Here is a 12,262-nt window from a genome sequence, read left to right on the forward strand (position 1 = left end):
GCACTTTGTCCCAATTTAGTCTTATTTTTTTAAACAAAAACGTAGGTTTACCTCGTTTTTATAACGAAAAAGTACAAATGTAAACTTCTTCTTTTATCCATTAACAAGTAACGGTGGCTTGCCACTTATTGTCAGCTATGAAACATATCTTTAGTATTTTGCTGTGGCTTGGGATGGCCACGTGGGCGTACAGCCAAGAAAAACGAACGATTAGCGGGTACATCAAAGATGCCTCCAATGGCGAAAGTCTGATTGGGGTATCGGTGTATGTTCGGGAAATAGGGAACGGAACCGTGACCAACGACTACGGCTATTATGCCTTGAACCTGCCAACGGGTGTCTCTTACACGCTGGTTTTCAATTACATTGGCTACGAAAAAGTAGAGAAAAAAGTGACGCTTACTGACGATTTAAAGCTCAGTATCGAACTCAAGGACGAAAGTGTGAAGCTGCAAGAAGTCATTGTCAAAACCACGAAAGAAGACGAGAATGTCAAGAACATTGAGATGTCGGTCAACAAGGTGGAAATGAAAACCATTCGCCAAATGCCAGCCTTGCTCGGGGAAGTGGATTTGGTGCGAAGCATTCAATTGCTCCCTGGAGTGACGAGCGTGGGCGAAGGAGCCAGCGGGTTCAACGTCAGGGGAGGAAATATTGACCAAAACTTAGTCCTGCTCGACGAAGCACCTGTCTTCAACGCCTCGCACTTGTTTGGGTTTTTCTCGGTTTTTAACCCCGATGCGGTCAAAGACGTAAAACTCGTTAAAGGTGGGATTCCTGCGCAGTACGGCGGCCGTATTTCGTCGATTTTAGACGTGCGTTTGAAAGAAGGAAATGCCAAAAAACGCGAAATCAACGGCGGAATTGGGACGATTTTCTCCCGTTTGAGCTACGAACAGCCGTTTGCTAAAAGCAAAGGGTCGTTCATTGTGGCAGGGCGTCGTTCGTACATCGACGTATTGGCGAAGCCGTTCTTGAACGGAGATTTAAAAAACTCACGTTTTTATTTCTATGACCTTACGGCCAAAGCCAATTACCGCATTGATGACAAAAATACAGTCTTTGCGTCGGGCTACTTCGGGCGCGACGTTTTTGGGGCGGACTTTGGTTTTGAGTGGGGAAACCAAACGGCAACGGTTCGCTGGAACCACGTTTTTAACAACAAATTGTTTATGAATGCCACCGCATTCTACTCAAATTATGACTATGGTTTAGAATCGGATCGTAACAATAAGAACAAAAGCGGGGATAAATTTAAGTGGAATTCGAGCATTAAGACGTGGAGTATGAAGCCCGATTTTACGTACTATCTTACGCCTAACAACACCGTTACTTTCGGCGGACAGTACATCAATTACAGCACCAAACCAGGCACAGCGACGGCGATTTCGAGCGGCGAAGAACGAAACATTAGCTTAGACCCACGTTATGCTGACGAGTCGTCTTTGTACATCGGAAATGACCAAAAACTCAACGAATGGCTGTCGTTTCAGTACGGAATTCGGTATTCGTATTTCCGAAATTTAGGCCCAGGGACGGCTTACGAGTTTTTAGAAGTTGTAAAAGGGGATCGAAAACTCCCCGTTTCGGAGAAAAAATACGAATCGGGCGTGATAAATACGTATGGCAATTGGGAGCCACGTTTTTCGACTAAAATAGAGGTAAGTCCTTCTACTTCCATCAAGGCAAGCTATAACCGAACAGCTCAGTACTTGCATCTATTGTCAAACACGGCGGCGAGTTCGCCGTTGGATGTGTGGACGTTGAGTTCAAAAATTATTAAGCCACAACTAGCCGACCAAGTGGCATTGGGTTGGTTTCAAAACTTTCAAGAAAACATGTACGAGGCTTCGTTGGAGGTGTATTACAAGAAGCTTCAAAACCAAATTGATTACGTAGCCAACTCCGATTTGTTGCTCAATACGTACCTCGAAGGTGACCTGCTTTTTGGTAACGGTCGGGCGTACGGAGCCGAGGTGTATGTGAAAAAAAATCGTGGCAAGCTGACGGGCTGGGTGAGTTATACCCTTGCGCGTACGGAACGTAAAATAGAAGGCATTAACAATGACAATTGGTTTCCTGCGCGTTTTGACAAAACCCATAACCTTTCGACGGTGGTATTGTATCAACTCAACGACCGTTTGAGCTTCTCGGCCAATTTTGCTTTCAATACGGGGACTCCTGCGACTTTCCCTACCAACCGCTTTGAATGGGGAGGCTGGACGTTGCCGCAAAATGTGGACAACAGCCGCAACGCTGCCCGCATCCCCGCTTACCATCGTCTCGATTTAGGTGCGACGCTTAAATCGAAGAAAAAACTCTTTGGCAAAGGCCAAGGCGAGTGGGTACTCAGTGTTTATAACGTCTATAATCGTCGTAATCCGTTTTCGATGTATGTGCGTCAAAATGAGGATAATAACCTCAAAACCGAAGCCGTTCGCTACGCGGTGATTGGCTCGGTGGTTCCTGCCATTACGTACAACTTTAAATTTTAATCGCTATGAAAAAGAATACGCTTCATACTTTTTTGACCTATACTACCCTCGCATTTTTGACCGTAGCAACCCTCACGAGCTGCGAAGATGTGGTGGATTTGGACGTAAAATCAGGTGCCCCACAGCTAGTAGTCGATGGTTGGGTAACGAACCAACAAACCAGCCAAACCATTCGCCTGACCGAATCGGCGGGGTATTTTGATAACAGCCCCGCAAAACCAGTCCTCAACGCGACCGTGACCGTTACCGACGATAAAGGCGGGGTATTTTCTTTTGTTGACCTTAAAAAAGATGGAAACTACGTTTGGAAGCCAGTGGCTGCCAGCGATACCATCGGGCGGGTAGGACGAACTTACACGTTGCGCATCAAAATGGGAACCGAAGAATATACCGCCGTGAGCAAGCTCAATCGGGTTCCTAAAATTGACTCAGTGACCTATTTCTTTGACAAATTACCGATTGCTCCCGCCGATGATGCACCCCAAGAAGGCTATACGGCGGAGTTTTTTGCCCGTGACCCAACTGGGGCGGGAGACTGCTACTGGATAAAGAGCTACAAAAACGGTAAGTATTTCAACAAAACGACCGAAATCACCATCGCGTACGATGCCGCGTTTAGCCCAGGCGCCAACAGCGATGGTTTGCGCTTTATTTTGCCCATTCGTCGGGCTATTTCGCCTGAGTTTTACAAAGAAAAAGACACCGTCAAAGTAGAGCTGTACAGCATTCCGTTGGAAGGGTACTATTTCTTAAACCAAGTACGGGCTGAGTCGAACAACCAAGGACTGTTTGCAACGGCTCCGTCCAATATTTATAGCAATATAAAAAATACCAATCCAACGGGACGCAAAGCGTTGGGCTTCTTTGGCGCGGCGGCGGTTAGCACGTTTACCGAAGTGATTGATGCCAAAAAAGCAAGACCCAAAGACGGCAATTAGGCCTTAACAGACAACGCCTTCGGAGAGGCGGAGGGTTTGGGTAACGCAGCTCGGGATTTCGTAAGGATAATGAGAAACGTAAATGAGCGTTTGCTCTTGCGAATCACAGACGGCGTTTACAACCTCCTTAAAATGCTCTACGGCGGCAAAATCTAGCCCTTGGCAGGGTTCGTCTAAAATCAGCAGTGGTGGATGCTTCACCAATGCTCTGGCCAATAAAACGAGGCGTTGCTGGCCTTTGGAAAGGTTTTTAAATAATTTATCAAGTAACGAACCCACGTTGAGCCATTCGGCAACGGCGTGGGTTTGTTGTAGTTGGTCTTCCGTTAGTTTTCGGAAATACACCCCCGTAGCGTCAAAAAAGCCCGAAGCAATGGTTTTAAAAACGGTGGTTTCTTGGGGAAAATACAAATGTAATTCGGGAGAAACGTGTCCAATTTTGTTTTTGACGTCCCACATCGACGGCCCACCTCGTTTGAGGTCAAACAAGTCATAATCATTAGCAAAACGTTGAGGATTGTCGGCGGTTAAAATACTCAACAACGTCGATTTTCCCGACCCATTGGGGCCAACAAGCGCCCACTTCTCCCCTTTTTTGATTTGCCAATTGACGTTGTCGAGCACTTTTTTACCACTGTAAGTAATGGTGATGTTGCGCAAGTTGACCGCCAACGAAAAATTATACGTTGGAGAAATCGGGACTACTTCGCGGGGCTGAAACGTAGCTTTGTCGGTTTCAGAAAGTGATTCTTCTTCCGAAATAATTCTCCCTTCTTTCAATCGAACCACGTGGGTGACGCTTTGGGGAATTTCGACCGAAGACGTAACCAACACAATGGTCACCCCTGCTTCTTTGAGGTGCGCAAGGGCGTTTCTGAGTACTTCGCGCGAGTGGACGTCCAAGCCCGAAAAAGGGTTATCCAAAAGCAATAATTGCGGTTTTTTGAGCAGCGACCGCGCCAAAAGCATCCGCCGAGTTTCGCCGTTGGACAAGGTCACAAAGTGGCGGTCGAGCAGGTGGTCGATGGAAAGCAACTGGCAAGTAGAAAGTAAATCGGCTTCGCTAATGGTGTTAGGCGGGAGTATTACCGAATGGTTGTCAACGGTTCCGACGGGCTTGAGTTGATTGGTCAGCACTTCACGAACGGTGGGTGCCACTTCCGCTTCGTGGCTATGAAAACGCTGCTGGTAATACTGCGCAGCGGATCTGATGATGCGATTGAAAGAGTAATCAGACGGAACCAGTTCGGCTACTTTTGAGAGTAACACATCGCCGTAATCGTGGGTCAATTTTCCGCGCCAAATCGGCCATTTTCCCGCCAAAACCTCTAATAATGTGGATTTTCCACTTCCATTTTCTCCAATGATGGCCCACTGTTCACCCGTTTGAATGGTGAGCGAAAGGTCGGATAAAACAACGGTGTCGTAGCGACGAACAAAAGCGTTTTGGAGTGTAATCATGAACTTTGTCAAAGTTTGGGACTTTGACAAAGTTAGTAGTCTAAATACTTTATATTTGCTTAAATCTATACTTTATGGAATCACTTTTTGTTACCGAGCGCATTAAAGAGCTCCTTCCGAAAATCAAAGCCTTCATTGAGAGTGAGTTATACCCACTCGAAACCCCCGAATACCTTGCCCATGACTTTTCGCACGTTGAGCCGATTCTTCAGCAAAAACGGCAGTTGGTCAAAAAAGCAGGTTTGTGGGGATTGCACTTGCCCGAAGAAGACGGCGGGCTAAACCTCACGCTCTGCGAATTTGGTCAAATCAGCGAAGTGCTGGCCAGTTCACCTTTTGGGCATTTTGTGTTCAACACCCAAGCGCCCGACATTGGGAATACCGAACTAATGCACAAATATGCCCCCACGCATTTGAAAGAGCAGTACTTAAAACCATTGATGGATGGCGATATCCGTAGTTGTTTTAGCATGACGGAGCCCGAATTTGCAGGGTCAAATCCTACGCGTATGGGTACGACGGCGGTCAAAGACGGGGATGATTACGTGATTAATGGCCACAAATGGTTTACCAGTAGTGCCGACGGCGCGGCTTTTGCCGTGGTGATGGCCGTAACCAATCCCGATGCTGCTCCGCACAAACGGGCCAGCCAAATCATCGTTCCGATGGATACTCCTGGGGTAAAACTGGTACGCAATATCCCCATCATGGGCCACGCGGGCGATAGCTGGGCGAGCCACGCCGAGATGCTCTACGAAAACGTTCGAGTGCCTCAGTCAAACCTAATTGGTGCCGAAGGGGCAGGGTTTTTATTGGCGCAAGAGCGCCTCGGCCCTGGTCGGATTCACCACTGTATGCGTTTTATCGGGATTGCCGAGCGAAGTTTTGATTTGATGTGCCGCTATGCTGCTAGTCGGGAAATGGAAGAGGGCGTTTTTTTAGGAGAAAAGCAGTTTATCCAAGGATTTATTGCCGAAAGTAGGGCCGAAATCGACGCTGCACGTTTGCTCGTGTTGCGTACAGCCAAGCACATTGACGAGCGCGGAGCAGCGGCCGTGCGGGACGAGATTTCGATGATTAAGTTCTTTACGGCCAACATGATGCTTCGGGTAATTGACCGCGCCATTCAGACTCACGGCGGGCTAGGTATGACCAGCGACGTACTGTTATCGTACTGGTACGCCCACGAGCGAGCGGCACGTATCTACGACGGAGCCGACGAAGTACACAAAACCGCCTTGGCAAGAGGTATTTTGAAAGGCTATGGCCTTGATACCCGAAAAAAATAAAAGGTTATTTTACTTCCGACAGCAGCGGGCTGTGGGTAAGCGGAAGCGATAAGAAAAAGGAGGTGCCGACTCCATCTTCCGTTTCAAACCAAATAGTCCCTCCAGCGTGTTCTACGCCTCGTTTGGCAATGGCCAAACCGAGGCCAGAGCCGCCTTGTTTGGTGCTAAAGTTGGGTAAAAATACCTTCGGACGAATGGGTTCGGGAATCCCGTTCCCGTTGTCCTGTACTTCAATATAAACGTTGCCTTCATCGGTACGGAGTCGTAGCGAAATCTCAGGACGGCGGCCTTCGGGCACGGACTGAATGCCGTTGATGATGAGGTTGGTGATGATACGCCCAATGAGCTGTCGGTCGCCCATGACATTGACCCGCTGTACCCGAATATCTCGTTGCAGGGTGATTTTTGGGTCGTCAGAATACAAATCGGCGGCTTTGTTGAGAACCGAAGAAATTTCAAACAGCTCGTTCTTGGGCAACGGCATTTTAGCAAAATCCGAGAACGACGTCGCAATGTCACTGATGTTGTCGATTTGGTCGATGAGCGATTCAAACGTCCGCCGAATCCGCTCGCTTTGGGGCATATTTGGCGGCAAATCACGTAGCATCGTTCGCTGAAGTTGCTGAATCGTCAGCTTCATCGGCGTCAGTGGGTTCTTGATTTCGTGCGCAACTTGCTTGGCCATTTCCCGCCAAGCCGATTGTTTTTCGTTTTTGGCCAACTCTTCTTTGCTTTCGCTGAGTTTTTTGAGCATATCGTTGTACGACTTCACCAACGTCCCGATTTCATCGTCTGATTTCCAATCTACGGGCTCATTGAGCTGGTGTAAATTGATGCGACGAAACTTCTGCGTCATGATTCGGAGCGGTATTGTCAAAAGGTTAGATGCCCAGTAGGACAGCACCAAAAACACCAAAAACATAATGGCGAAAACGCTCAAAATCGTCGAGATAACCTCAATAATTTGGCGGTCTAACTCGGGTTTTGAATCAAAATGCGGAATACTAAGTACCCCAAGAGGTTTACTATTGCTACTTGCTCGTAGGGTTACGTAAGCGGTACGGTATTGTTTTTTTCCCAACGATTCGTCCAGCAAAACCTCATTTTCGCGGTCTTGTATCAGGTGAATATAGGCGTCAGGGTTAATCCATTTAGAGAGCAGCTTACTTTCGTAAATGAGCGGTTTGGTGGTCATGTACAACGTACCGTCGTTCGAGAAAAAATTGATGTCAACGTTGGCATCGCGGGCAATTTTTCCCAGCTCTTCTTCCATCGAGTCCTTGCTACGAATGCCATCTAGCTGTTCCTCAAGGTAAGGGACAAAGTTGGTAGCAATGTTTTTGGTGCTGGAAAGGTACGAGCTTTCTTGGTTGTTGAAATAATTGGTACTAATGACACTCAACGTAATCAAAACAATCAAAATAAGCGGTAAGAAAAAGGCTACATTTAGTAAGATTTGGATTTTGGTCGTATAACTGATTTTCAGCCGTCGGAATCCATATTTGAGCGCATAAACGGCAATAATACAGATGACGTACAGCACTAAAACCAAGTACAAAAACGAAAAGTTGGAAGTCAGGCTTTTAAATGGATACGACTTTGACGATACCACCACATAGCGTTTGTTTTTGTCTCGGCTTCCTACGTGTTTGTAATCGTACAAAAGGAGTCCCGTATCAAAAAGTGTGGAATCATCTAGCACCGTAAGGGGCATTTTACGGTCGTAATTGTAGCTGCCCGAGCTGTACATAAGCTCCTTTTGGGCGTCATAAATAGCGTAACTATATTGCCGTGTTTCGGGAGTTGGGACAAACTTTTTGTCCATCAACAACTCTGGATACACATTCTTGGGCTGGTCTTCGCGGGGGTTTAGATTGAGCACGACCCACCCTAGCAAGAGCGAATCTTGCCGAATGTCAATCAGGCTGAGGTATTGTTTTTTGAAGTTATTGACAAGGTCATTGATAAAAAACAAGGAAGGGTAATTGGTCTGGTACTTCACTTGCCGATACGGGTGTGTGTAATCATCGAAGTTGAGGGCATCAAACGTATTATCAAGCGGCTGACCATCGGCTTTGAACGAAAGTACCTCAATGTCGTATTTGTCGAAATATTTATCTAAGTGAATACTTTTTACTTTTTGCTGAATCCGCTCGCGGGAGAGAATGGTATCACTGATAAATGTTTCCTGAATATCGACATCTTTACTGATGGCATCTTTGGCGCGGTCGAGCAAAAACTCGCCAAAAGGGTCGTTTTCAGCGATGATTTTTTGGCCAAATTCCTTCTTGTTCGTGATGTCTTTGCGGTCTTCTTCGGTATAAACAACGTAGGTCGTTACCAATGCCCAGAAGAATGCTCCCGTGAAATAATAAATGGTGGTTCGATACCGAAACGAATAGAGAATACGAGGAAACCGTGAGAAATAAAGTACAATAAAATAAATGGCGTGAATCCACAAAACCCAAGTAAGCTGGCCGCCAAAAATCCACAAAAGCAGTACAAATACGCCACAACTCAGCAAAAAAATGAGCGTTCCTTGAACGCGATTTTTGGGGTTGAAGCGAATAAACAAACTGACAAATAAATGTGTTCCAAGGAAATAAATACTTGAAATACAGATAAATATAATAATGCAGACAATCTTGAGAACCGAGAATGAAATGCTCAAGGTGATGTCGAGGGTAAACTGCGATTTTTCGTAGATGTTTTGTAGTTCAGAAAAACATCCGTAAAAGACCCCAAAGCTAAGAATGACAAATAGCCCAGACAATAATACTTTGGGAACGCCCGAAACACGAAGTAAACTTGAGTAAATTTTGGAACGAAAATAAAAATCTGCCAAATACAACACCAAGACAAAAACAACGATGGAGTTGAGTAGCAAGTCGCCCAAAGATGGAGCAATGGGCGATGAAGCGTAAAATTTAGGGTTAAAAATATCGTTCTCGTAAAACACAAACGGAACCCCAAAATACAGCATTCCAAGGCGTAAGAGCATTAAATACAGGGCGAGCAAAACAAAAGCGCGCTCATAATGACGCTCGCGGCTCCATCGGAGTATCCAACGGATGACGTAAATCCCCAAAAAGAAAATACACAATGCACCCCAAATAATGCTGTTGACAGGAGTCGTTTGGTTGTAGGTCTCAAATTTGGGGGGAGTAATTGAAAACAGGAAATGGGTGTTGTTGTCGAGGACGTTGCTGTAAATAGGCCCCAAGCGCGTCGAAATCTGCTGAGGGTCAATCGAAAATAGCTCAGTGTTGTAGCCCGACTGAAAGTAGTTGTTTTTGTTTTTATAGTGGCTGTATAAATTAATCACCGAAACGACATCAAGGCGGGTGTCATTCTGAACTAGCTGTCGCCGACTTACCAGAAACTTCCCTTGTTCAAAGGTAACTAGCTGGGTTTGGGCAATTTTACGAATTGATTCGTATTCGGGAATAAAACGATAATCGGACCAAAAAACCAGTTGCCCGTTTTGAAAGATATAATAGGGGTATTTGGTTGGACGACGAAAGGCGGAGAATTGACGAGAACTGTTTTGGGAGGCAATCGTCATGATTTCTCCTAGTTCTTTGTGGGAGAGATCCAGTTCTTGTTTTACGCGTTCTTTGACAGCCGAAAAATATTTTTCCTCTGATGCTCCTAATGCGCCTCTTTCAAAGACAAAAAACGATAGCAATGCCAACAGAAAAGAAGCAAAGGCCAGAAAAGCAAAAATATGTCGTTTAACTTGCTGCACGAACGTTAAATATAGGGTTTGAGTTTATTCACAACCCTCCCTAAAATCGTGCCAAAAGTTACTTTTATCAAGAAGTATTAATAACTATCTCGCTGTCAGCTAATTATTTTACGACCGTAAAGCCTGCCCCATTGTCAGTTTCTTCAAAATCGACTTCCGTGCCTATGACATACATTAAGTGGCGTTTGTCGATGATTACTTTGATGGCGTCAATGTCATACACTTGGTCGTGTTCGGTAGGCGTATCAAATCCTAGCAAAAATTGCCCAACGCACCCGCCACCTTTCATTCCAACGCGCAGACCGTAGCTGTCAGGTATTTTATTGGCCGTAAGGGTGTCAATAATTTCGCGTTTTGCCGTCTCTGAAATCCGAATAGGTTGAGCGTTTGCCATGTTGTTTTGTACGTTTGTCGCTACCCGACGCACTATTTTGATGATACTTTGCGTTCTTTGCGGGAATAAACCTTGTGTAGGTAATCAAACAACAAATCAATGGAAATCGTCACCGACTTATTGAAAATTATTCTTCCATCGGCATTGGTACTGTATGCCATGTACCTAACTGTAACGGCATTTTTGAAAAAACAATTGACCGAAAAAGAAGTAGAGTTACAGCGTAAAAACGTAGAAATTGCGTTGCCGATTCGTTTGCAAGCATACGAACGAATGTGTTTGTTTTTGGAGCGAATTACGCCCAATAACCTACTCATTCGCACCAACGGAGTAGCTACGCAAGCCATTGAATTTCAACAAATTCTTTTGCACGAAGTTCGGGAAGAATTTAACCATAATCTATCGCAACAGGTTTATATGAGTAATGATGCGTGGGAGCACGTGCGTTCGGCGCAACAAGAAGTAATCACGCTCATTAACCAAGCCGCCGCAGAAGTAAAACCAGACGCCGCGCCGATTGATTTATCGAAAAAGATTTTTGAAAAAATCGTTCAAGAAAACCGAAACCCAACGGCATTGGCGCTCAAGTTTGTCAAGGATGAAATTCAGCGGGAGTTTATGTAAAAGGGGGAACACAACCTCTCGAAAGTTCAAAACAAAAACCTCTCGAAAGTTTTAAACTTTCGAGAGGTTAGCTAGCTAGCTAGCGAGTAACCCATAGTTTTTGAGAAACGCGGCCTCGGTCAGGCGTTTGGTATGTCATAAAATAAAGCCCATTCTCCAGGATTTTATGGGGGCGAATCGTAAGGCTATTGTTAGAAGTTGCCTGAATTTCAAACGGAATTTCTTGTCCCAACATCGTTATCAGTCGCAAACGGTCAAGCTCAAGATTATCAAACTGTAGGCGGACACTGCTCCCGTCCGATGGGTTTGGATAAATAACAAACTGCGTTGCCTCGGTTTGAGGGCTAACAGCTATAATTTTTGAATAATCCGACGTGCCGTCTTTGTCCACCTGTTTGAGTCGGTAATAATTGACGCCAGGGAGTGGTGCTTCATCCAAAAAGCTGTAATTTATAACTTGACGAGAGTCGCCTGCGGAGGTAAGTTTCCCAATCGTAGCAAATTCTTTTAAATCGGTACTCCGCTCCACGTTAAAATGGCTACTGTTGATTTCGAGCGCCGTTGCCCACGAAAGTCGTACCCGTTCAGCTTCTGCTTTTCCCCGAAAATACATCAATTGAACAGGGACAATATTTGACCACGATAGACTCGACAAGAAGATACTTTGGGTACTAAGCGAACCATTTCTAGCGTCACTTCCACTGCCGTAAGTGAGCGTAAAGCGTTTTACGCCGCTATTACGAAAATTGACCGTTGCGCGGGTAGTATCTAAGGGGTCGGTATTGAAACCAGACAATACTTTAATGTGTGGGGCTGTCCCGTTAGACAAAAAGGCAGTATTGGGGTTATAAGTAATTGTGGGTAAAATGCCTGCATTTTTGTCATCGTAAGCTTCGATAGCCACGCGATCTTGGTAATTACTAAAGCTCAACTCGCGGTCAATTCCCAATAAAGCAAACGATAAATTTGTGACAGGGTCGCTAAAAGTGAACGAAATCGTAACGACCTGCGTACGGCTTCCGAGGTTCATACTCAACCACAGCCCCCGCGAGTCAGTGCGTGGGGTGTTATTGTTAAAACGGTTGGTTGACCCTTGAATGTTGGCTGTTACGGTTACGGCAGGTGTACCTAAGTTCGTAAAAGTATGTGACAACGACCCGTCGGGAAGCCATTTGGTGGTTTCTGATTCCGACGTTAGGTCAACAAAGCCCTGCCCAAACGAAAGTTGAGTGCAAAGTACCGCCAACAAAACCAATAAACCCCTCATAAATCGTAAACAGTTACACATTCTCGTTGTTATTTTGATTCTACAA

The 12,262-nt window shown here is 45.6% G+C and carries 8 protein-coding genes; 4 read left to right on the top strand and 4 right to left on the bottom strand.

Features of this window, described 5'->3' with window-relative positions:
* Positions 1–137: 137 nt before the first annotated feature.
* On the top strand, positions 138–2,495 hold the full coding sequence (locus FHS57_RS26065; RefSeq protein ID WP_183978855.1) for a TonB-dependent receptor: 2,358 nt from the start codon (positions 138–140) through the stop codon (positions 2,493–2,495).
* Between the two features lie 5 nt (positions 2,496–2,500).
* Entirely contained in the window at positions 2,501–3,433 is a 933-nt protein-coding gene (locus FHS57_RS26070; protein ID WP_183978858.1) for a DUF4249 domain-containing protein, read from the top strand.
* Between the two features lie 3 nt (positions 3,434–3,436).
* Here the strand turns inward: FHS57_RS26070 and FHS57_RS26075 are convergent, their stop codons facing one another.
* Positions 3,437–4,894: an ATP-binding cassette domain-containing protein gene (locus FHS57_RS26075; RefSeq protein WP_183978860.1), complete on the bottom strand. Its 1,458-nt coding sequence runs from the start codon at positions 4,892–4,894 to the stop codon at positions 3,437–3,439.
* 74 nt (positions 4,895–4,968) lie between these two features.
* On the opposite strand from FHS57_RS26075, the gene FHS57_RS26080 reads away from it, so the two are divergent.
* Positions 4,969–6,183 (top strand): acyl-CoA dehydrogenase family protein, encoded by a 1,215-nt coding sequence (locus FHS57_RS26080; protein WP_183978862.1) that lies wholly within the window; start codon positions 4,969–4,971, stop codon positions 6,181–6,183.
* Between the two features lie 4 nt (positions 6,184–6,187).
* Here the strand turns inward: FHS57_RS26080 and FHS57_RS26085 are convergent, their stop codons facing one another.
* Complete coding sequence (locus FHS57_RS26085) at positions 6,188–9,931, bottom strand: sensor histidine kinase (RefSeq protein ID WP_183978864.1); 3,744 nt, start codon at positions 9,929–9,931, stop codon at positions 6,188–6,190.
* A 103-nt stretch (positions 9,932–10,034) separates the two neighbouring features.
* On the bottom strand, positions 10,035–10,325 hold the full coding sequence (locus tag FHS57_RS26090; protein ID WP_122934537.1) for a HesB/IscA family protein: 291 nt from the start codon (positions 10,323–10,325) through the stop codon (positions 10,035–10,037).
* Positions 10,326–10,424: 99 nt separating this feature from the next.
* On the opposite strand from FHS57_RS26090, the gene FHS57_RS26095 reads away from it, so the two are divergent.
* Positions 10,425–10,949, top strand: a complete 525-nt coding sequence (locus FHS57_RS26095) for a DUF7935 family protein (protein WP_183978867.1) — start codon at positions 10,425–10,427, stop codon at positions 10,947–10,949.
* Between the two features lie 79 nt (positions 10,950–11,028).
* Here the strand turns inward: FHS57_RS26095 and FHS57_RS26100 are convergent, their stop codons facing one another.
* Positions 11,029–12,216 carry a T9SS type A sorting domain-containing protein gene (locus tag FHS57_RS26100; RefSeq protein ID WP_183978869.1) on the bottom strand — a complete coding sequence of 396 codons (1,188 nt, stop codon included), beginning with the start codon at positions 12,214–12,216 and terminating at the stop codon, positions 11,029–11,031.
* Between the last annotated feature and the right edge of the window lie 46 nt (positions 12,217–12,262).

This window comes from Runella defluvii (assembly GCF_014195535.1).
Classification (GTDB): Bacteria; Bacteroidota; Bacteroidia; order Cytophagales; family Spirosomataceae; genus Runella; species Runella defluvii.

Coding starts and splice junctions, on each gene's coding strand:
- FHS57_RS26095 (WP_183978867.1), top strand. CDS start 10,425: ATGGAAATCGTCACCGACTTATTGAAAATTATTCTTCCATCGGCATTG.
- FHS57_RS26090 (WP_122934537.1), bottom strand. CDS start 10,325: ATGGCAAACGCTCAACCTATTCGGATTTCAGAGACGGCAAAACGCGAA.
- FHS57_RS26075 (WP_183978860.1), bottom strand. CDS start 4,894: ATGATTACACTCCAAAACGCTTTTGTTCGTCGCTACGACACCGTTGTT.
- FHS57_RS26065 (WP_183978855.1), top strand. CDS start 138: ATGAAACATATCTTTAGTATTTTGCTGTGGCTTGGGATGGCCACGTGG.
- FHS57_RS26080 (WP_183978862.1), top strand. CDS start 4,969: ATGGAATCACTTTTTGTTACCGAGCGCATTAAAGAGCTCCTTCCGAAA.
- FHS57_RS26070 (WP_183978858.1), top strand. CDS start 2,501: ATGAAAAAGAATACGCTTCATACTTTTTTGACCTATACTACCCTCGCA.
- FHS57_RS26100 (WP_183978869.1), bottom strand. CDS start 12,216: ATGAGGGGTTTATTGGTTTTGTTGGCGGTACTTTGCACTCAACTTTCG.